This is a genomic window from Cohnella fermenti, assembly GCF_004801405.1.
Classification (GTDB): domain Bacteria; phylum Bacillota; class Bacilli; order Paenibacillales; family Paenibacillaceae; genus Cohnella; species Cohnella fermenti.
Map to the genome: position 1 here is coordinate 1 of NZ_SSOB01000053.1, position 21,648 is coordinate 21,648.

Below are 21,648 nucleotides of genomic sequence, written 5' to 3' on the forward strand. Positions count from 1 at the left end.
CGGAGGCCCTCGAGCCATTTATGCCGTGGTCCGAGCAGCTTCCGGCAGAATGCCGGATGCCCCAATCCAAGTAAAAGCTTAGTCGAATCTCGCTCCCATCGCCAGGTGGGGGCTATTTGACGCTTACCTGGTAATGGCAAAACTGCCGGGGAATTAGAAAGAAAACTCCCACAGTTTTTAATAGAAGAGCAAATAGATAATTCTAAAAAAACAATTTTCGCAGAAATTATGAGAAAGCTAAGAAATAAAATAGCTCATGGGGATTTTAAGTCCGTGCAATGCTTATTAAATCAGTATCGTGATGAATTTATGGTTAATTACCAATACGACGAATTTGAATACAGTATAGAAAATTGGACTTATCTTAACATCTGTTGCAAGTTGGATTTGATACTGAATGAGATTGTATGGCAACTCCTTACTGATAAGAATAAAATGCGAATACTTCAGCACTCATAGGGAAGAAAATTAATTTGTATTCATAGCGGTCTTATCCCATTGTCTTCGCACAGCATCAGGGAAACTCACTGTATACATGACCAGAACGCCCAGCAAACTCAGTCCCAGCAAGGCTTTCTAACCGCAATACACACCACAATAAGCCCATAAAACACAGAAAAACCACCTCACGAGGTGGTCTCACTGATGGTATTGGTGGAGCCTAGGGGAGTATATGATTCCTCATTTTACTTGCTGACGAAGCCAATCCATCGAAGTAGAGCTTAGCGGTAGAATCAGATGCCGTACTCCTCCGCTTCGCTCCGTCCGTGCGGTCGAACCCCTGTCCTCCTTCGGAGTGGGGCGCCTCCCAACACCTTCTCCACCAAAGCAAAAACCCGACCTCACGCGGTCGGGTTTTTCTTGGTGGAGCCGAGGGGAGTCGAACCCCTGTCCGAAGACAACGCCACACAGGCTTCTACGGGTGTAGTCACGGTTTTGATGTCACCCTAGAGGCCCCCCGTAACCGGGTCCCCTTCGGGTCAGCCTGATTGTCTTCTTCAGCTAGCCCCAGGCGGAGACTAGACAGCGTATCCCACTAAAGTTGAGCCCCTATCCCGCCACATGGGCGATGGAAGGTAGAAGCCGCATCACAGGTTATTAAGCTGCGAAAGCGAGTTGTTGTTTTTGGTTGCCAGTTAATTGGCTTTCCGCGTTGATGAAGCAGACGCAGCCCTACTACCCGCTACCCATGCTCGAACTATCCCCGTCGAATCCATAAACGGCCCCGGATAGATGGTCGTCACCCGCGTCTTAGGCGGATGAGACGGAAGTGATGCTCTTGCATGAATGCTTACTTATTATAACACGTCTAAGACGGAATTACCGAAGTTCTTGCTGGGTGCGATGGCGAACTCTGCCCAAGCTTCCACTCTGGCCGCGCTGCCCTAATAACTCCATCACTACTCTCAATAGCTGACCTTCTGCTTCTCCTTGAGAGCCCGCTGGATCTCGCGCTGGGCATCCTTCTTGGCCGCCACATCGCGCTTGTCGTAGTTCTTCTTGCCTCGGCCGAGGCCGATCAGGCATTTGGCATAGCCGTTGCGGGTGTATACCTTCAGCGGCACGATCGTATAGCCCTCCTGACGGGAGAGGCCGTACAGCTTATTGATCTGCACCTTGTGCATAAGCAGCTTGCGAGCGCGGGTCGGGTCCGTCGGATTGTGGCGGTTGCCCTGCTCGAATGGACTGATATGCATATTATGCAGGAAAATCTCGCCGTTCCGAATCGTCGCGAAGGCATCGCCCATATTGGCCCGGCCGCCGCGAAGCGACTTGATCTCGGTGCCGGTGAGCACCATGCCCGCTTCGAAGGTGTCTTCGATGAAGTAGTCGTGGGACGCCTTCTTGTTCTGCGCGAGCGGCTTGTCGAAGGTGCTGTCCTTCTTGCCCATAATCCAACTTCATCCCCTTCTACCGCGGTCATTCCGTCATCGGTCTCTCATTATATCACGTCCGCCCAGGCAAGAACAACTGCTCCCCTCTACCCCGGGATAGAGACGGAACCGGACAGGATAAGCTATAGTATACGGGTATACCAAGCTTGGCACAATCGGGAGGAGTCGCTGCGAATGCTTCTTCAGCTTCTAGGATGGTCGCGCCATCGCGCGCGATGGATGTACCTGTTTATTGGGGTAACCCTGATCATCCTGTATTCCCGCCATTCCGATATGCTCGATCGGTTAGGCTGGTTCGGGACCGCGGGGCTCCTTGCCAGCTTCCTCCTCTATCTGATCCTGAGAAAAAAACCGCGGGTGCTCCCGTTCGCCGCGCCTGCGCTTACTCTGGTCGTCACGGCTTATTGCCTCGTCATGCACGGGATGGGGCTGACACAGAGCGATCTTCCGGCTTGGGTGCTCCTTGGGTTGCTGGCCTCCATGCCCCGATCTCATCTGAAGCTGTCGATCGGCTTAATTGCCTATACAGGTGGCGTTCTGCTGTACATCGATTACTCCGCCCCCTTCCCCTTCGTTGTCCTTATCGCGGTATTCGGGCTATACCTGGCCGTGCAGAGCGGGCAGGTGCGCAGGGAAGCGTATGAGCTGAACAAGCTGCGCCTGGAGGAGCTGGACCGCGCTTACTCCGAGCTGACACATGCGCACGAAGAGCTGCAGGAGGCGCAGCTCGACTCCATGCGGTACGCGGCACTGGCCGAGCGGGCTTCCATTGCCAGGGACATTCACGACGGCCTGGGCCATCACTTGACGTCGTTAATTATTCAACTGCAAGCGATCGATCTGATGCTGCAAAAAGGCCACTCCGAGGAAGCCGATCAACGAGTTCGAGAAGCGCTCGATCTGTCCCGCGAAGGGATGAAGGAGGTGCGGCGCGCCGTGCGGGAGTGGTCGGAGGATGAGAGCATGCTCGGCCTGGCAGCGCTCAGGGGGCTCGTCTCCCGAGTGGAGGCTCGCTCCAAGCTCCGCTGCGAATGGGTTCAGGACGGCCCGATCTCGGATTGGCCCATCGGGACGAGCATTGCCCTGTACCGCGTCCTCCAAGAAAGCCTGACGAACGTGTTGAAGCACGCCCGGGCGAAGAACGTGACGGTTCGCCTGAGCGAGACCGAATCCTCGGTGGAACTAAGCATAACCGATGACGGAGAGTATCGCTCCTCCGATCCGCCCGAGCCGGGCTTCGGCTTGACCGGGATGCGGAAGCGCTGCCTCGAAGCCGGGGGAAGCTGCGAGTTCCTGCCACGAGCTGGCGGCGGCCTGACCGTTGTCGCGATCCTCCCGCTCCTCGAACCGGAGCCGGACATGCGCGCCCAAGAACTGCAACCCCAAGCGAAGGGAGTTCCCGATCATCCATGACGAATCCGATTCCGCCCCAAGCGAATAATCCCGGGCAGGCGCCCGATCCGCTCTCCGCTGTCTCTGCTCCCGCTTCCCGGCCGAAGCTGCGAATTGTCCTGGCCGATGACCAAGCGATGATTCGCCAGGGGCTCGCCTACATCCTGAACAGCCAGCCGGACATGCAAGTTGTCGGCGAAGCGGCGGACGGGCTTGAAGCGGTCGAGATCGTCCGCCGCCGCCTCCCGGATGTCATCCTTATGGACATCCGAATGCCGAATCGCGGCGGCATCGAGGCAACGGCCGACATTTTGCGCGAGCGTCCGAATGTCAAGGTGCTGCTGCTGACGACCTTCGATGTCGAGGACTACGTCTACGACGGAATTCGGGCCGGCGCGGTCGGCTACCTGCTCAAGGACTCCGACTCGAAGGACCTCGTCGAAGCGATCCGGCTGGCCGCCCAAGGCGCCGCGATCTACCGAACGGCGAGCGCCGGAGAGGCGCTGGCCCGGGCGATCGCCTTCGCGAGAACGGAACCGGTTGCCGATCCCGCCTTGAATACCGTCCCCTCGTCGCACTCAACCCTGGAGCCCTCCGGGGTCTCCGGTGTTTTTCCCCTACCGTATCAATTAGAACCTCTAACCGCCCGGGAGACGGAGGTGCTGCAACTGATGGCGTACGGCAAGAGAAACGCAGTGATCGCGCAGGAGCTTCACGTCTCGGAGGGAACGGTCAAGACCCATGTCCACGCCATTCTGCAGAAGCTCGGGGCCGAGGATCGCACTCAGGCCGTCGTCGCCGCCATTCGGGGAGGACTCGTCCGCTAAAGATCGCCTCCTCCTGCAATCGATCAGGCCGTTCGAGTCGAGCGGACTCCCGTACGCGCCTTGCCCAACAATAGAATGCCCAGAACCCGAGTCAGCAGCGTTGCAATCGTCATGGCGATGAACCCGGTTCCGATCATGTCGGGGCTAAGCTGGTGACGGACAAGGAAGCTCCCCACTTCCATCTGATGGCTCTGCGCATAGTAAGCGAACGCAACCCGGAGGCCGAGCTCGAGCACCCACACGGCGAAGTACCCCCATCCCGCCTTCGTATACAGAACGCCGTTCTCTCCCCGTTCCAGACGCGTGGCCAGCACGAGCAGAGCACCGAAAACAACTCCGGCCAGAACGCAAAGCCCGAACGCCAGCAGGTTATGTCCGTCTTCCGGGAATCCGCCCAAGTATTGCCGCCCGACGACGACAGCCACGATAAACGGCATGACGATCCGGCGCGTCGTGAACGCCCTCTTGCCCATCTGAGTCCACACGGCGATCGCCAGAATCAGCAGTATCTCCAACCAGGTCGTTATTGTCATGAATATTCGCTCCCCTTCGCTTCGGTAGTTTATCGACGCTTCTACCTTACCGCGAACGGGGCCCCGACCGCTTCTACCGACGGATGGAACTTGCCGAACCGCCGCTCGTTCTCCCTATACCTATAGATAGATCGCCTCGCCGGAACCAACAAAAAAAAGCGCCCCTTCGGGCGCCAAAGCTGAACTCAGCCTTAATCCTTAATCCTTAATCCTTCAGCCGCTTTATCGTTGATCCGATTAACGATTAATGCCCCTAAGCGCCTTATCCACCAAGGCCATCCGGACATACAGCCCGTTCCGTGCCTGACGGAAGTAGGCGGCTCTGGGATCGTTGTCGACCGAATCCGCAATCTCCCCTGCGCGCGGCAGCGGATGCAGCACGATGGACTTGTTCGGCATAAGCGACATCAGCTCTGCATCCACGATGAAGTGGCCGGACGCCTTCTCATACTCCTCCAACGACGGGAACCGCTCCTTCTGGATGCGCGTCTGATACAGCACGTCGATATCGCCCGCCACCGAATTCAGATCGCCCGACTCCGAGTAACGGATTCCCTTCTCGTCCATATATCTCTTTACATAGGAAGGGATACGGACGTTCTCCGGGGAGATGTAGAACACTTGCACGTCCTTGTAGTTCGCGAGGATGTAGCTCAGCGAGTGCACCGTCCGGCCGTAGGCGAGATCGCCGACCATCGCGATTCGCACGCCGTCAAGCTGGCCGATCTCCTTCTGGATCGTGTACGCGTCGAGCAGTGCCTGCGTCGGGTGCTCGCCCGCGCCGTCGCCCGCGTTGATGACCGGCACGTCCGCTACCGCCGCCGCGCGCTTCGCCGCTCCGATCTCCGTGTGGCGCATGACAATGACATCGCTGTAGCCGCTGATGATGCGGATCGTATCCTCAAGCGTCTCTCCCTTGATCGCCGACGAGAACTGCGCCGCATTCTCCGTCCCGATGACGCTCCCCCCCAGGCGGGACATCGCCGATTCGAAGCTCAGCCGCGTCCGCGTGCTCGCCTCGAAGAACAGCGTCGTCATGATCGCGCCCTGATGGCTCCGATTCCCGCCCGTCCGAACGACCTCTTCCATTCCCTTGGCGGCGGCGAACAGCTCGTCCAGCTCCGAGCGGCTGAACTGCTTCGCTCCCAGTACGTGATACAGCTTCGGGTTCATCTTGTCCCATCCTTTCGTCCGTTGCCTAGACACACCATGTAATATCGTATCGGATACGCCCTTAAATGTAAATCCGATTTATGCCCTGAACGAGGAGGAGAGGCGAGTCATGTGTAAAAAAAAGAGCCGTCCGGATTAGCCGGGCGACCCTTGCTTAAGGCAATTGCTCTGAAGTTACTGTTGCGGTTCCGGCGACGGTGCGGCGGGCTTCTTCTTGCGGCGCTTGGGCTTCTTCGCGGCCGAAGCCTCGGAAGCTTGAGCCGGTGCGATGTCGGCCGCCGGTGCGACCAGCGCCGCCGGCTTCTTCGGCTTCTTCTTGCGCGGCTTGTTCGCGGCCGCGCCCGCATCCCCGGCGCCTGCCGTCGGAGCTGCGCCGGCCCTCGGCGCTCCGCCGCGCCTGCTGGCGCCGGAGCCCGTGCTGCGGCGTCCGCCGCCGAATTCGCCGCCGTCGTCATACCGGCGGCGCGCCGTCACCGGCAGGCCCCACATGTCGAGGGTGACGTTCTTGCCGCGCGGGGCCGCCGGCGGAACATAATCCGCCGAGTCCCGGTTGACCGGCCCGCCGTCGCGCGACATCGTCGCCTTAATCGGCTTCAGCCGGCCTTCGCCGATGATCTCCCCGCCGCTGAACACCGGCTTCTCCATCGCTGCGCGATCGAACCGCCCGCCGCCGCGGGAATCGCGGCCGCGCTTCTTGCCGCCGCCCTCGCTGCCGCGGCGGCCTTGACCCTCGCCGCCCGCCTTCGGCTTCGCGGCGCCAGCGCCCGCGGCGGCAGCAGCCGAGCCGCCGCCTTCTGCCGCACCGCGCTTCGCGTCGTCCGGCGCGGCAATGCCCAGCGCGACCGACGCTTCGCTCCGGTCGCCTCCCTGGCCGCCGGCTTCGCCCCGGCCGCCCTTCTTGCGCTTGCGGCTGCGCCCGCCTACGCGCGTCTCGCCGGCGGCGCTCTCTGCCGCTCCGCCGCGCTCCTCTACAATCTCCACGTTGTCCATGCCTCTTCCCCCACGTCGACCGTCAATACGACCGTTATTGTATCTATCCATCCTGCCATCTCTGGCCGTCTTCCCGACCCTTCCTGCCTTGCGCTTGCCGCGCGCGATGCCGCGGAAGGCTCCTCCGCCTCCGCCTCTCGCATCGATAAAGTTCATCTTGCCCGAGCGGCGCGGACGCATGTCCACCAACTCGAAGTCGATGGCGTACTCGGCCATGTTTACCCGGCCGACCCGGATGCGAACCTCGTCGCCGATCCGGTACACCTTGCTCGTCCGCTCCCCGATGAGCGCCATATGCAGCTCATGGAAGTGGTAGTAGTCGTCCGACATGTCGCTCAGTCGGATGAGCCCCTCGACGGTATTCTCCAGCTCGACGAACATGCCGAAGCTCGTTACGCCGCTGATGATGCCGTCGAATTCCTCGCCGATCTTGTCCAGCATGAACTCGGCTTTCTTCAGCCGTTCCGTGTCGCGCTCCGCGTCCACCGCAAGCCGCTCGCGTTCCGAGGATTGCTGCGCGATGTCCGGCATCCGCACGGCCAGCGCCTCCATCCTCTCCTCCGGGAGCATGCCCCCGTTCTCGGCGACCTCGCGGATAATCCGGTGGATCACAAGGTCCGGATACCGGCGAATCGGCGACGTGAAGTGCGTGTAGAATTCCGCCGCCAGACCGAAGTGGCCGAGGCTCTGCGCGTCATACTTCGCCTGCTTCATCGAGCGCAGCATCATCGTGCTGAGCACGGTCTCTTCCTTCGTGCCTTTGATCTGCTCAAGCAGACTTTGAAGCGCCTGCGGATGCACCGAGTTGCCCTTGCCCTTCACCGCGTACCCGAAGTTCGCCGCGAACTGCATGAACGTCATCAGCTTCTCGCTGCTCGGCTCCTCGTGAATCCGATACAGGAACGGCACCTTGAGCCAGTGGAAGTGCTCCGCCACCGTCTCGTTCGCCGCCAGCATGAATTCCTCGATGATCTGCTCCGCGACCGACCGCTCTCTTCTCACAATGTCGATCGGCTTGCCCTCGGCATCCACGATAACCTTCGACTCCTGGAAGTCGAAGTCGATCGCCCCGCGCCGCATTCGGCGCTGACGCAGCGCCATGGCCAGCTCCTCCATCGTCCGGAACATCTCGACAAGAGGCGCATAGCGCTCCATCAGCTCGGGGTCCTGATCGACCAGGATTCTGCGCACATTCGTGTACGTCATGCGCTCCGCCGTGCGGATAACGCTCGTGTAGATATCGTGGCGCACAACCCGCATCGTCGCCGGGTCGAACTCCATGTCGCAGGACAGCGTCAGCCGGTCCACTTGCGGATTCAGCGAGCAGATTCCGTTCGACAGCCGGTGCGGCAGCATCGGAATCACCCGGTCGACCAGGTAGACGCTCGTCCCGCGGCTGTACGCCTCTTCGTCCAGCTTGGACTTCTCGGGAACGTAGTAGCCGACATCCGCGATGTGGACTCCGAGCAGCAAGTTGCCATTCTCCAACCGTTCCACGTTCACCGCATCGTCCAGATCCTTGGCGTCCTCGCCGTCGATCGTCACGATGGTGCGCCCGCGCAGGTCGCGCCGGCCTTGGGCCGCAATCTCTTCCTCCGAGATGGAGCTGGGAGCGTCCTCCGCTTCCTTCATCACCTCATCCGGGAAAACCTCCGGGAGCCCGTGCTTGCGAATAATGCTCAGGATGTCGACGCCAGGGTCATCCTTATGCCCGAGAATCTCGACGATCTCGCCTTCGGCGGCCGAGCGGCCCTCCGGGTAGACGATAATGTTCGCGACGACCTTCTGCCCGGTTACCGCTCCCTTGAAGCTCTCCGGACGAATGAACAAGTCCTTGTTGATCCGCTTGTCGTCCGGAATGACGAAGCCGTAGCTCTCGTGGTTCTCGAACACGCCGACAACCTGCGTCACCGCCCGCTTCACGATGCGGACGATCTCGCCTTCGAGACGCGTGCCGCCTTCGCTCTTGGACGTGACCCGGCCGAGCACCGTATCGCCGTTCATCGCGCCCTTCAGATCGTTCGCATGAATGTACAAGTCCGGATGATCCGCATCTTCCGGCAGGAGGAACGCGAAGCCCTTCGCATGGGCTTGCAGCCTGCCTCGCAGCAGATTCATTCTCTCGGGAACGCCGTAGCGTTCCGTTCGGGTCCGCATGATCTTGCCGTCCTGCTCCAGCTCGGTCAGCAGCCGTAGGAATTCCTTGAATTCGGCCGCGCCTTCGATCCCGAACGCCTTCTCCAACTCTTGGTATGTCATCGGCTTATACGCGCTCTCGCGCATGAAGCTCAGGAGCTCCTGCTCCGTACACAATGGCATCCGCATCACCTCATCTTGCTTCTAGTATATACTCTTTCCCCGTTTGGCAACCGGATGAGCCATTCTTGCCAGAATTGCCCATGTGCGAACTATACAAAAAAAGGCGGGAAGCTCCTGCTTCCCGCCTTCGGTTGGTGAGGATAAGTTTAGTTCTTGACAAAGTAAGCGACGAGCAGCGACAGGATAAAGAACCCGATCGCCAGCACGATCGTTGCGCGCTGCAGGAACAAGTCCATTCCGCGAGCTTTGGTCTTGCCGAACAGGTGCTCAGCGCCGCCGGAGATGGCACCAGACAGACCTGCGCTCTTCCCGCGTTGCAGCAAGACGACGCCGATCAGGCCGATCGCGAAGAGTACCAGAACGATCTTCAGAGCGATTTCCATTGCTTCCACCTCCCATATATTACGCAGCGGCCGAAGCAGGTTCGGACCGAAACCATTCACAGTTCCACAGATGTGGACAGAAACAATTAGTTTTATATTATCACACAATCCCCTGCTCTAGCAACCTGCCAAGCCCAAAAAATCCGATCAGGAATAATGCGCCAACGCCCGCTCCAATTCGCGCCGAACGGCCTCTCTCAGCTCCGCAGGCTCCAGCACGGCCGCTTCCCTTCCGAGCCCCGCGAAGAAGCGCGCGTAGAAGCCGATATCGTTCGCCGGAACGCGCCCCTCCAGCATGCCCCCGCCGTCCGGCAGCACGCTCAGGGCTTCGGTCAGCCACGGCTCCGGCTCGCAGCGCCTCACCCCTTCCGGAGTGAGGCTCGCCCGGAGCTTCCCGGCGGCGCCGTCTCCCTCCCCGCTCGAAGGATGCCCCGGCTCGTATTGCTTCCGATTGCCGAGATGGCGGCCTTCGAGATCGATCGGAGGCGTGCCCGCCGGATCGGGCTCCGCGGACCGAATTCGGTCGCAGCGGAACACCCGCACCCCTTCGCGCAGGAAGCAATAGGCCGGGCAATACCACAAGCCGTTGCTCGCGTAGATGCCGATCGGCTGGATGGAGCGGACTCCCGGCTTGGCCTTGCTCCCGCGCTTTCCTTCCGTCGCTCCTTCAATCGCTCCTCCAACTGCTGCTTCTGCCGCTGCTTCTGCCGACTCATATTCGATCCGCAGCACCCGGCCGTCGATGGCGGCGTTCAGGAGAACGGCCAGGCAGGGCGCCTCGCGCCTTCTTCGCGGCGTCACGATGTCGACGCGGTTCTTCATCGCGTCGATCCGGTCGCGGACGTCGCCCGGCAGGTGCCGATAGAACTTGTCCAGCGCGGAGGACGACTCGCTCTCGAAGGGCAGGGAGACGTAATGCCGCAACGCGTCCACTGCGAAGAAGATCGACACCGCTTCCCCTTCGGTGAATGCAATCGGGGGCAGCACCCGCTCCCTCACAACCTGATAGCCCCCGTGCGGTCCAGGCTCCGAGTAGAGCGGAACGCCCAGCTCGCTCAGCTCCTGCAGATCGCGCAGAATCGTGCGCTTCGAGACGCCGAACTCGTCGGCCAGCTCCTGCACCTTAAACCTCCGCTTGCGGTTGACCGTCATCATAAGCTCCAACAGCCTCTTGGACTTCGGCATTCGGGACGCTCCTTCTCTAACGAATGCAGCTCACCAGCGGAATATAGCTCGCAAGCTTCGAATTGTTGACGGAATCTGTCACCATTATGCGCTACGATGATCTCGCAACGCAATCCTCGGTTCGCAGTTCGCGTTCCCGCAACACTCATTCTCATGCAAGGAGCGATTGTCCATGAGTAAATTCCCGATTCTGTTCTTCCTGATCATGTTCATGATCGGCACGGACACCTTCCTCGTCTCGCCGCTGCTGCCTACCCTGCAAGCCGAGTTCGACGTCTCCACCTCCTCGGCGGGCTGGATGCTGAGCGCCTACGCGCTCGGCTCCGCCGTGTTCGCGCTCATTGCCGGCCCTCTGTCCGACGGCTGGAATCGCCGTGTCGTGCTGCTGTGCGGACTGACCGCCTTCTCCGTCTGCACGTTCCTGTGCGGCTTCGCGAACGGCTTCTGGTCGATGTGCCTGTTCCGCCTGCTCGCCGGCATCAGCGCGGCATTCACCGCGCCGCAGGTGTGGGCGTCCATCCCGTCCGTCATGCCGCCGCAGCGAATCGCGAAGACGATGGGGCTCGCCTTCTCGGGGCTGGCCGCCTCCCAGGCGTTCGGCGTGCCGATCGGCAGTTGGCTCGCCTCCGGCGGCTGGTCCGTCCCGTTCTGGACCATCGGCTGCGCCTCCCTCCTGCTGGCCGGCTTCGCCTTCTTCGCGCTGCCGAGCATGCCTCCGGCGAACGCGGCAGCGCCCGGCGTCGGCGCCATTCTGCGCCGCTACGTCCCTCTCGCGCGCAGCGGCAGAGCAAGGGCGGGCTTCCTCGCCTACCTGCTGATCCACCTCGGAAGCGGAGCCGCCTTCGCCTTCTCCGGCAAGTGGCTGGCCGAAGACTTCGGCCTGACCGTCGGCGAGATCGGCACGGCGGTCATCTTCCTCGGCCTCGGCAACCTGCTCGGCAGCGCCGTCAGCGGCTCGGCCGCACAGAAGCTCGGCACCGCGCGAACGGTCGCCGTCGCCATGATCGGCGCCGCCGCCCTGTATGCGCTGCTCCCCCGGCTGGCGCCGGTGTCCGCCGCAACGGCCGTCTACTTCGCGATCTGCACGCTGCTCGGCATCGTGTTCCCGCTCGTCATGAGCGCGCTCACCTCTCTGAACGCCTCCCTGCGGGGGACGATCTCCAGCCTCGCGAACGCCACCATGAACGGCGCCAACACGCTCGGCGCCTGGCTCGCCGGCCTGATGTTCGTCCATCTCGGCGGGTATGCGGCGATCGGCGTGTTCGCCGCCGTCAGCCTCGCCGCCTCGCTGGCGACGTTCCTGGCCGGCGGACTGTTCCGCCCCTCCCCCGCTGCCGACCGCCCGTAAGAACCAACGTCGGGGACAAGCCCCGGCTCGCTGCATCTTGCCCTCTAGGCCGGGGCTTCTGCCTCCTTGGACGATGAATCTTGCCCCCTAGGCCGGGGCTTCTGCCTTCTTGGACAATGAATCTTGCCCTCTAGGCCGGGGCTTCTGCCTCTTGGACGATGACTCTTGTCCTCTGGGCCGGGGCTTCTGCCTTCTTGGACGATGACCCTTGCCCTCCGGGCTCCCCCTTCCACCTCTGGGCCGATGGCTTCTGCGATTTTATATGATTTTTCACATTCGTCGGCTTGAATGGGGAGGGGATTGCGGTGTTTTATGTGGTTTTTAGCATATATCCAGCAACTCAGGCCGGAAATTCCTCCATGTACGCTATTTTTCACATAAAACCGTTCAAACTGCTCACTTTCGAGCTGCGCGAATGTGAATTTTCGCATAAAATTCGGTTGCTGTCGGCTTCGAGCGCGACTTCGGCGGGTTCGGCGATATTAGGGAGCTTCGGGGGATTCGATGACATCGGCGCGAATTCGGCAGTTTGGATACTTAGGTACTTGGAGGTCTGGGGGTCGAGGGTCTTGGGGGTACTTGGGATACTTGGGGCACTTCGGGGCACTTGGGGGTACTTCGGGGTACTTCGGGCACTTGGCGTACTGCTTGGCGCTACTTGGATGCTTTGAGCGACAACCTGTATGTCTTCGTCGACTCCGGCGGCGTCCGCACAGGTTCGCCGACTTAATCGAGGGGTCTTATGCGCATTCCGATACTGCGAACCAAACAAAGCAGGTCGCCCCGGCCCAAGCCGCGACAACCCGCTCTTTCTCTTAACCTGCCTGTATTGCCATTCAGCTTGTTGCCTGCTTGTTACCTACCCTGTATTGCCATCCAGCTTATTGCCTGCTTGTTACGTACCCTGTATTACCATCCAGCTTGTTGTCAGCTTATTGCCTTCTTGTTGCCTGCTTATTGCCTGCTTATCCTGCCCGTTTATTACCAGCCGCGTTCCTTGAACCAGGCATAGTTCAGCTTCGCGCTCTCGAGCGAGCCGACATCGTAGCGCTCCTGCTCGATGATGACGTACTCGACGCCCGCCTCTTCCGCCGCTTGCAGTGCGGAGTCCCAATCGACCGTTCCGCGGCCGATCTCGGTGTCGACGCCGTCGTCCTTGAAGTCCTTCGCGTGAACGACCGGCACTCGTCCTGCGTACTTGCGCAGGTAAGCAGCCGGGTCCTCGCCGCCGACCTTCACCCAGCCGAGGTCGAATTCGGCGAAAATAAGCTGCGGAGAAACGCGTTCAAGCAGAAGATCGATCGCCGGAACGCCGTTCACCTTCGCGAATTCGAACGCATGGTTGTGGTAGCCGAACTCGAGGCCGCCCGCCGTGACGATCTCGGCCGCTTCCGTCAGGATGGCCGCCATCTTGGCGACGCCTTCTTCGTTCGTCTCCTCTTGCAGCGGATAGTAAGGCACGATGTAGCGCTTCAGGCCAAGCTCCTGAGCATATTCGAGCTGGCTCTTCACCTGGTCCGCGATCGGCTCCTGGTAGTTCAGACCGATATGCGCGGAATTCGCGTTCAAGCCCGCGTCCGCCAGCGCCGCCTTCAGATCCTTGGCCGATACGCCGTAGTAGCCGGCGAGCTCGACGTTCTTATAGCCGATGTCCGCGATTTTGCGGATTGTGCCGAGATAATCTTCCGCGCAGAGATCGCGAACCGAGTACATCTGAATGCCGAATTGTGGTTTAGCCATAGCTATACACCGCCTTGTTGGGTTGAGGCATGATTCCGCTCCGGGGCCGGGGCCGTATCGTCCGCCGTCTCCTAGGTTCGCTTCGCACGCCGTTTCTTATGCCCTCATTATAACGGAATCGCTTCCATCCCGAGATAGCGAATTGTGCCTTGTTCTTATGGCATTTGGCGGGGAGGCTTTAAACGAAATTTAACTTCCTCCGGCGGAAGCGTTGTCCTATCATGGGGAAGAACAAGGAGAAGCGAGGTGTCCCTATGGGCAAAAGGGTGCTATATATCGAAGACGACGCCGATATCGGCAGTTGGGTGAAGGAGGATCTCGAGCGCAGAGGGTACGAGGTCGATTGGCTTGTCTCCGGCGAGGAAGCGGTCTCCCGGGTGCGGGCGGCCGACCTGGTCGTGCTCGACGTCATGCTGCCGGGACTCGACGGCTTCACGGTCGGGCGCCGGCTCAAGAAGGAGGCGCCGGACGTGCCGATTCTGATGCTGTCCGCGCGCACCGCCGTCGACGACAAGCTTCAAGGGCTGCAATTCGCCGACGACTACTTGACGAAGCCGTTCCACCCGGACGAACTGGCCGCGCGGCTCGACGTGCTGCAGCGGCGTTACGCGGCTTCCGTCGATCAGCCGGCGGCGTGCGGCCATCTGCTGATCCATCCGGAGCTGCAGACCGTCGTCGACAGCCGCACGGGCGAGGAGATTCCGCTTACCGCGAAGCAGCTTCAGATTCTGTTGTACCTGCTGCGCAATCGCGGGCAGATTCTGACGAAGGAACAAATCTACGAAGCAGTATGGGGCGAGCCGCATCTCGACAGGGACAAGACCGTCAATGTGCATATCCGCTACCTCCGGGAGCGCATCGAACTCGATCCGGGCAACCCGCAGATTATCGAGACGATCCGCGGCATCGGCTACCGCGTGAAGTGAAGGCGAGGCGAATGCAAATGATCAATTCCTCCACAGATCGGAATCGCCGCCGCTACAGCCTGCGGCAATCGCTGCTGAGCAAGTATCTGCTCATTGTCCTGTGCGCGCTGCTGATCGTTCCGCTCGGCATTCCCGCCATTCTGATCGCCGTCTCGCTGCAGACGCGTGCGGACAACCGGGACGCCAGCCTCTACGACTCCAACCGCCTGGAGCGAATGTGGCACGAGGAAGCGGCGCGGCTGGACAACGCCGCGCCGGAGGCGATCGATGCCGCGCTGAACCGGGTGAAGGCGGCATATCCGAAGGCCGAGCTGTTCTGGGTCGACGCGTCCGGCGCGACGCGGCTGAAGCTGCCGGACACCATCGGCGTCCCCGCGTCCTGGTCGGCGTCCGATGCGGTCGCCTTCATGAAGGGCACGAGCGGCTCCGGCGTCTTTACGGTTGTCGCCTTCCTCGGCGACAAGCCGGGCGGCGGCTTCATGACGCTGCAGCTCGACCGCGCCGAGATGCGGAAGGCGGGCGGGCCGCCGACTTCGCGAACGTACCTCCTGCTGCTGGCCGCCATCCTGCTCGTGCTCGGCCTGTTCCTGTTCGTCTCGCTGCTGTTCTTCTACCGCATCCGTCGGCGGCTCGTCCGGCTCGAGACGGCGATGACGGCGCCGGCTGAGACCGGCATCCCGCTGCCGGTCGACGCGATGCGGATGGACGAGATCGGCCGGCTCGAGCATGCCTTCAACGCCATGATCGGCCAGCTTGAGCGGAGCCGCAAGCGGGAAGCGAAGGAGGAGGCGCTGCGGCGCGACCTGATCGCGAAGCTGTCGCACGACCTGCGCACGCCGCTTACCGCGATCCGCAGCCATGCCTTCAGCCTCGGCCAGGAAGCGCTGAGCGTCAAGGGGAAGGAGTCGCTGGAGCTGATCGACCGCAAGGTCGACTCGCTCGGGCGGCTTATCGACAACCTGTTCTCCTTCACGCTGCTCACGTCCGGCCAGTATCCGTATCATCCGCAGCGCGTCGACATCGTGCGGCTTGCGCGCATGCATATGGCCGGCTGGTACCCGGCGTTCGAGCAGGCCGGCTTCGAGATCGACACCGACCTGCCGGAGGAGGCCGTCTGCTGGAACGTCGATCCGCAGTGGCTCGAGCGCGTGCTCGACAACTACTTGCAGAACGTGCTGCGCCATGCGCGGGACGGCCGCTATATCGGCCTGCGGGTGTCGGGCGAAGCAGGCGGCCGCATCGTCATCGCCGACCGCGGACCCGGCATGGAAGCGGCGTCCAAGGAGAAGGGCGCCGGCATCGGCCTCTCCATCGCGGCGCTTATGCTGAAGGACATGCGTCTGCGCAGCATCTTCCGCAGCGGCGCGTCCGGCACCGAAGTGCATATTTTCCCCGACAGTACGCTGACCGGATGACCGGATGAAGAGGAGCGCCCTGCGCCCCTCTTCTCTCTTGTCCTCGGCGCTTTTTTTAAACCATTCTTAAACCGCACCCTCCCCTCGCTTTAACCTTGGCCCGTTAAGATGAGGGACGAGGTGATCGAGATGACAACCAAATCCGAAATTATCGTGGCCACGGACGGCCTGACCAAGCGGCTCGGCGGACGAACCGTCGTAAACGGAGTTAACCTGGCGATCGGAAGGGGCGATATTTATGGCTTCCTCGGGCCGAACGGCGCGGGCAAAACGACAACGATCCGCATGCTGCTCGGGCTGGCTCGGCCGACTTCGGGCCACATCCGGATTTTCGACAAGGATATCCGGAAGGAACGGCTGGCGATTCTGCGCAAGGTGGGGTCGCTGGTGGAGTACCCTTCGTATTACGGGCATCTGAACGCAACGGAGAATCTTGAGGCCGTACGCCGTCTGCTCGGCGCGCCGAAGTCGCGCATTGACGAAGTGCTCGCGATCGTGCGGCTGACCCAGGAAGCTCGGCGCCCTGTCAAAGGCTTCTCGCTCGGCATGAAGCAGCGGCTCGGCATCGCGACCGCACTGCTCGGCAATCCGGAGCTGCTCGTGCTCGACGAGCCGACCAACGGCCTCGACCCGGCGGGCATCCAGGAGATTCGCGAGTTGATCAAGAGCCTGCCGCGAACAAGCGGCGTAACGATCCTCATCTCCAGCCACCTGCTGTCCGAGGTCGAGCAGATGGCGACGCGGGTGGGCATTATCGCCAAGGGCGAGCTTATCTACCAGGACGGCATCGAACGGCTGCGCGAGCAGGCGCAAGGGCGCATCCGGCTCGGCGTCAGCGATCCCGAAGCGGCGTGGCAGTTGCTGCTCTCCTACGGCTATCCCGCCGAATGGGACCGGACGAAGCTTACTGTCGGCCAAGCCGACGACCGCACCATCGCGGGCATCGTGTCGCGGCTTGTGCAGAGCGACTTCCAGGTGTACCGGGTGGAGGAAGAACACGCCTCGCTCGAGAGCATCTTCCTGCAGATGACGGGATCGGAGGCGAGCCTGTAATGCTGCTGCGCATTCTGTCTGCCGAGCTGCTGAAGATCCGGCGCAAGCTGGTCTGGCTGCTCGTCCTCGCCGGCCCGCTCGGCGTCGTTGGCCTCGAGGCGCTTGCCTACGCGCTGCGCTTCGATTACATGATACGCCCGGCCGACTCGGCCAAGATGTGGAGCGATCTGCTAAGCGGCATCGGCTCCCTGGCGCTTCCCGCGCTGCTGATCGGCCTCGCCATCGTCGCATCGATGACAGCGGGAATCGAACATCAGATGAACGCTTGGAAAATGACGCTCGCCCTCCCCGTGAAGAAGCGCCACGTGTTCGCCGGCAAATTCCTGCTTACCGCGCTGCTGCTGTTCGTGTCATGCGTGCTGCTGGCGCTCTTCTCCCTCGTCTTCGGGCTGACGCTCGGCTCCTCGCTTGGGCTGCACGGGTCCGTGCCCATCGGCGGGCTGCTGCGCGAGGCATTCTATCCGTATCTCGCCGCCATGCCGTTCATCGCGCTGCAAGCCTGGCTGTCCGTCACGATGCACAATCAGGCCGTGCCGCTTACCGTCGGCATCGTCGGGATGATCGTCTCGCTGTTCGCGGGTTCCCGCTTCCCCGACTGGGTGCCCTACAAGTGGCCGGCGCTGCTCAACCAGTGGCACGAGCCGCTCTATTCCGTCGGCGCCGGCGTCGCGCTGGGGCTTGTCGTGTTCCTCGTCGGCATGTTCGAGTTCGTGCGAAAGGACGTGAAGTAGGATGCTCCGCATGTTCCGCTCGGAATGGCTCAAGATCCGCCGTTCCGTCTTGTGGCTGATCGCGGCCGTCAGCCCGCTCATCGCCTCTTTGTTCGGATTGTTCGGGCTGCGCCTTCAGGAGGGCGAATTCCCGTGGACGGAGACGCTGTCGCTTATGTCGGTGCTGCACGCCATGCTGTTCCTGCCGCTGCTGACCGGCATCTTCGCGGCGCTTGTGTGCCGCTACGAGCACAACGGCGGCGGCTGGAAAGCAATGCTCGCCATGCCGGTGTCCCGCACCCAGATCTACGTCGTCAAGTTCGCCGTCGTCATGGGATTGCTCGCGCTGACGCAGGCGCTGCTGCTCATCGCGCTGATCGCCGTCGGCCTCTCGCGCGGCTTCGACGACCCGATCCCGTGGCGGATGCTGCTCACCTCCTTCGGGGGAGGCTGGATTGCCTGCCTGCCGCTCGCCGCGCTGCAGCTGTTCGTGTCCATCGCGCTCCAGAGCTTCGCCGCGCCGCTGGCGATCAACGTCATCCTGACGCTGCCGAACATCATGATCGTCAACTCCGCGCGTTACGCGCCGTACGATCCGTGGGCGCAGCCGATGCTCGCCATGCTGCCCCGCGACAGCATGAGCTACGCGGCGCTGAACCTGTCCGCCGAATCGCTCTACCTCGTCGTGCTCGGCAGCTTCTGCGTCTTCTTCGCCGCGGGCTGGCGGTACTTCGTCCGCAAGGCGGTGTAGGCCCGAGGACGTCAAACGGCGCCGCCAATTGGCGGCGCCGTTTGGCGCGTTTCCGCTTTTACTTCCGCTTCTGCTTTTACTTCCGCTTCTGCCTTTACTTCCGCTTCTGCCTTTACTTCCGCTTCTGCCTTTACTTCCGCTTCTGCTCTTACTCCCGCTTGGCTCCCTGCACGCCGAGCGTCACGATCTCGCACGGGCCGACCGACACGCTCTGCGAGCCGTCGTCTGCGCGCGGAGCGAGCGCTTCGCCGCGAGTCTCGAGCACGTCGCTGCGATAGATCGCGGCGGCGCCTGAACCGGCAAGCGCGGCATTCGGCGCCGCAAGCGTCAGCTCGGCCGGCTGCGGGCGCAGGTTGAACCAGCGCAGCATCGCATCGCCGCTGCCGTCCGCAATCTTGAGCGAGGAGAACGCGAGCCCTTCGCCTTCCCAGGCGTAGGCGGCTCCGGTCGCCGCAAGCGGACCCCCGCGCACGCCGGTCTGCGCCGCCGTCCACGGCACCTGGAACTGGTACGCCTCCGCATACGCGCCGGATACGGCTCCGTCGCCGACATGCGGAATGATCATCAGCTCGGCCTCGTGCTTGCCGAGGCATTGCGCTTCCGGCGTCGGGAACACGCCCCAGTCGCCCAGCTCGGCGACGGAACGAAGCAGCGTGACGGCAATCGTGTTGCGCCCGTCCCGCAGCACCTCGTACTCGTTCAGCCCCTTGTTCGCAATCGTCAGGCCGCGGCTCAGGTCCGCTGCGCTCACGTCGGCGAACGCTTGCTGGTGTTGGGCGTTGCTCGGGTTCTTCCATTCCGCAGCCGGCTCGTTGTCGCGAACCGCGACCTCGAAGACGGCGTCCGCGCGGTGCACGGAGGTGTGCAGATCCGTCGGGAACAGCGCGCGCACGCGGTGGTCCTTCGATTGGTTGTTGAACGAGGTCCGAACCGCGACGCCCTTGCCGTCCTTCTCAAGGCTGACGAGAGTGCGGATCGCGAACGGCACCTTCTCGGCAACGCGCTGCGCCTTCCGCTCGGGGAAGTAGACGGCATACTGCTTCTCTTCCTCGAACAGCGCGTCGGCCGAAGCCGGAAGCTCCCAGCGGTGCACGATCTCGATTGCCGCGCGGTGCGCTTCATCGCAGACGATACGAATCTCGGCGGCCAGGCCGTGAGTCGTCAGCGCCGCTTCGCCGTCCGGCTGCTTGTACATATACTCGTTGCCGATGTCGCCCGTATCCTCGTAGACGAGCAGGTCGCGATACGTATGCCCGCCGGCGAGCTCGGTCACTGTCAGCGTTCCGTCATCCGCTACGTCGACGCGCAGCTTGCCGTTGTCCAGCGAGCGCTCGCCGCGAACGATAGAAGCAGCCTCCGGAGCAACAGCCGAAGCTGCCCCGGCCGCCTTCACCCAAGCGTACGCCTTCCAGCCGAGAGCCGGAACATCCGCCGCCGCGAACGTCAGGCGCACCTGGCGAGCCCAATACGCCTGGCGGAAAGCATCGTCCGGAAGGTCGTAGCCGAACCGAACGCCAAGCTCCTCCACCGCAACCGGCACGGCGGCTCCTTCCGCGTCGACGAGCACGCGGCCGCCCAGATCGAGCGCCTTCAGGCGGCCGATCATCTCCTCCGGCGCGAAGCCTTCGCGATAATAGATCCGGCGAACGTCGGCCACAATCGAGATCGTGCCGCTGCGCGCCCAGCCCGTCGTGTTGAAGACGACCAACGGCAGCGCATCCTCGCCGAACCGGGCGAAGCCGGACGTGTCGACGGCATCCGCGACAAGCTGCTTGCTCTCGTCCGCGATGGACTCGGCGACGTGTTTGCTCTTCTCGAAGCGGGCGACCATCTCGCGATGAACCTCGTCGACGCTGCAGCCGCAGATGCTGTCGTGCGGGTGGTTCTGCATGAGGGTTTTCCAGGCGTAGGTGAACAGGTGGTGCGGATAAGAATGGTTGCCCAACCCGTGGGCGATCGCCGCCAGCGGCTCCGCGACCTTCTCGAGCAGCGTCTGCCCATGTTGATTCATCTGCTTCAGGTACACGCGCGCGGATGCCGTGTTGACGAGCGTGCTCCAGCCGTCGGTGCGCTGGCTGCGCAGCTCGCCCTTCACGACCGACAGCCGGGAAGCCGGCTCTCCATCCCGTTCCTCCGCTCCATTCCGTTCGTCCGCCCCATCCCGCTCGCCCTTGCCTTCGCCGTTCCTCCCGCCCTCGCCCAGCGCCGCCAGATAGTCGGCGAAGCTCGAGTGGACGAAGTCCGTGTCCGGGTACAGCTCGCGCGCAACGCGCAGCGCTTCCGGCAGATCCGTCTGGATCGGCTGGTGATCGCAGCCGTTCATGTACAGCAGTTGGTTCGTCGAAGCATACTTCTCCGCGTCGGCCAGCTTGCGGTCCCAATATTCCTTGGCCGCCGCCTCGTCCGTCGGCACCTCGTTGCCGTTGCTGTACCAGTTGGCGAACAGGATGCCGAGCACCTGCGAGCCGTCCGGCCCTTCCCAGATCAGCTCGGAATACGAGGACTCGAACTCGGCATCGGACACCTCGTTATTGAAGCCCGTCGGCTTGACCCCGCGCCCGAACACCGCATTGCCGATGCCCGCCTGCCGCATAAGCTGCGGCGCCTGGCCGATATTGCCGAACGTGTCGGGGAAGTAGCCGACCTTCGAGATCGTGCCGTACCGCGCCGCGTCCCGATGACCGATCTGCAGATTGCGCACATTCGCCTCGCTGCTCGTCAGGAACGCGTCCTGCAGAATGTACCAGGGTCCGATGAAGATGCGATTTTCCCGGATGCGCTGCTCCAGTTCTTCCCGACGCTCCGGACGAACCTGAAGGTAGTCCTCCAGAATGATCGTCTGCCCATCGAGGAAGAAGCTCCTGTATTCCCCGTCCCGCTTCAGCGTATCCAGAAGCGTATCCATCAGGCGGATGAGGCGGACGTGGTGCTTCTCGTAAGGCAAATACCATTCCCGGTCCCAGTGGGTGTGGGAGATGATATGCGCCGTTCTTCTGTTGTTCTCCATC

16 protein-coding genes and 1 other RNA gene are annotated in these 21,648 nt (G+C 62.0%); 8 read left to right on the top strand and 9 right to left on the bottom strand.

Translation table 11 applies throughout. The features are described from left to right. Positions 1-862: 862 nt before the first annotated feature. Positions 863-1,227, bottom strand: a transfer-messenger RNA (tmRNA) gene (gene ssrA / locus E6C55_RS28550). A gap of 179 nt (positions 1,228-1,406) precedes the next feature. Next, a complete protein-coding gene (gene smpB / locus E6C55_RS28555) occupies positions 1,407-1,892 on the bottom strand; it encodes an SsrA-binding protein SmpB (RefSeq protein ID WP_136373247.1) in 486 nt (161 codons plus the stop codon). Between the two features lie 177 nt (positions 1,893-2,069). On the opposite strand from smpB, the gene E6C55_RS28560 reads away from it, so the two are divergent. Next, positions 2,070-3,308 (top strand): sensor histidine kinase, encoded by a 1,239-nt coding sequence (locus E6C55_RS28560; RefSeq protein ID WP_136373248.1) that lies wholly within the window; start codon positions 2,070-2,072, stop codon positions 3,306-3,308. Beyond that, positions 3,305-4,114 (top strand): response regulator transcription factor, encoded by an 810-nt coding sequence (locus E6C55_RS28565; protein ID WP_136373249.1) that lies wholly within the window; start codon positions 3,305-3,307, stop codon positions 4,112-4,114. Before E6C55_RS28560 ends, E6C55_RS28565 begins: the two co-directional genes overlap by 4 nt. A 23-nt stretch (positions 4,115-4,137) precedes the next feature. Here E6C55_RS28565 and E6C55_RS28570 read toward each other — a convergent pair whose 3' ends face one another. The 5 genes from E6C55_RS28570 to E6C55_RS28590 form a co-directional block, all read right to left on the bottom strand. Then, positions 4,138-4,647 (bottom strand): CcdC protein domain-containing protein, encoded by a 510-nt coding sequence (locus E6C55_RS28570; protein WP_136373250.1) that lies wholly within the window; start codon positions 4,645-4,647, stop codon positions 4,138-4,140. Positions 4,648-4,884: 237 nt separating this feature from the next. Next, the gene (pyrB, locus tag E6C55_RS28575; RefSeq protein WP_136373251.1) at positions 4,885-5,820 is read right to left on the bottom strand and encodes an aspartate carbamoyltransferase; all 936 of its coding nucleotides are present in this window, start codon (positions 5,818-5,820) and stop codon (positions 4,885-4,887) included. Positions 5,821-5,994: 174 nt separating this feature from the next. Beyond that, the gene (gene rnr, locus E6C55_RS28580; protein ID WP_211093667.1) at positions 5,995-9,123 is read right to left on the bottom strand and encodes a ribonuclease R; all 3,129 of its coding nucleotides are present in this window, start codon (positions 9,121-9,123) and stop codon (positions 5,995-5,997) included. Positions 9,124-9,275: 152 nt separating this feature from the next. After that, positions 9,276-9,512, bottom strand: a complete 237-nt coding sequence (secG, locus tag E6C55_RS28585) for a preprotein translocase subunit SecG (RefSeq protein ID WP_136373252.1) — start codon at positions 9,510-9,512, stop codon at positions 9,276-9,278. A 147-nt stretch (positions 9,513-9,659) separates the two neighbouring features. Then, the gene (locus E6C55_RS28590) at positions 9,660-10,697 is read right to left on the bottom strand and encodes a helix-turn-helix transcriptional regulator (protein WP_136373253.1); all 1,038 of its coding nucleotides are present in this window, start codon (positions 10,695-10,697) and stop codon (positions 9,660-9,662) included. Between the two features lie 172 nt (positions 10,698-10,869). Between E6C55_RS28590 and E6C55_RS28595 the strand changes: the two genes are divergently transcribed. Next, positions 10,870-12,045, top strand: a complete 1,176-nt coding sequence (locus tag E6C55_RS28595; RefSeq protein WP_136373254.1) for an MFS transporter — start codon at positions 10,870-10,872, stop codon at positions 12,043-12,045. A gap of 981 nt (positions 12,046-13,026) precedes the next feature. Here E6C55_RS28595 and E6C55_RS28600 read toward each other — a convergent pair. Next, entirely contained in the window at positions 13,027-13,785 is a 759-nt protein-coding gene (locus tag E6C55_RS28600) for a sugar phosphate isomerase/epimerase family protein (RefSeq protein ID WP_136373255.1), read from the bottom strand. 254 nt (positions 13,786-14,039) lie between these two features. On the opposite strand from E6C55_RS28600, the gene E6C55_RS28605 reads away from it, so the two are divergent. From E6C55_RS28605 to E6C55_RS28625, 5 genes are all read left to right on the top strand, one after another. Next, complete coding sequence (locus E6C55_RS28605; protein WP_136373256.1) at positions 14,040-14,711, top strand: response regulator transcription factor; 672 nt, start codon at positions 14,040-14,042, stop codon at positions 14,709-14,711. An 11-nt stretch (positions 14,712-14,722) separates the two neighbouring features. Next, positions 14,723-16,126, top strand: coding sequence for a HAMP domain-containing sensor histidine kinase (locus E6C55_RS28610; RefSeq protein ID WP_230986902.1), 1,404 nt, complete (start codon positions 14,723-14,725; stop codon positions 16,124-16,126). 129 nt (positions 16,127-16,255) lie between these two features. After that, the gene (locus E6C55_RS28615; RefSeq protein ID WP_136373257.1) at positions 16,256-17,179 is read left to right on the top strand and encodes an ABC transporter ATP-binding protein; all 924 of its coding nucleotides are present in this window, start codon (positions 16,256-16,258) and stop codon (positions 17,177-17,179) included. After that, positions 17,179-17,910: an ABC transporter permease gene (locus tag E6C55_RS28620; RefSeq protein ID WP_136373258.1), complete on the top strand. Its 732-nt coding sequence runs from the start codon at positions 17,179-17,181 to the stop codon at positions 17,908-17,910. Before E6C55_RS28615 ends, E6C55_RS28620 begins: the two co-directional genes overlap by 1 nt. Positions 17,911-17,920: 10 nt before the next feature. Then, the gene (locus E6C55_RS28625) at positions 17,921-18,640 is read left to right on the top strand and encodes an ABC transporter permease (RefSeq protein WP_330999670.1); all 720 of its coding nucleotides are present in this window, start codon (positions 17,921-17,923) and stop codon (positions 18,638-18,640) included. Positions 18,641-18,788: 148 nt separating this feature from the next. Here the strand turns inward: E6C55_RS28625 and E6C55_RS28630 are convergent, their stop codons facing one another. Continuing rightward, positions 18,789-21,647 carry an alpha-mannosidase gene (locus tag E6C55_RS28630; RefSeq protein WP_136373260.1) on the bottom strand — a complete coding sequence of 953 codons (2,859 nt, stop codon included), beginning with the start codon at positions 21,645-21,647 and terminating at the stop codon, positions 18,789-18,791. Position 21,648: the final 1 nt, after the last annotated feature.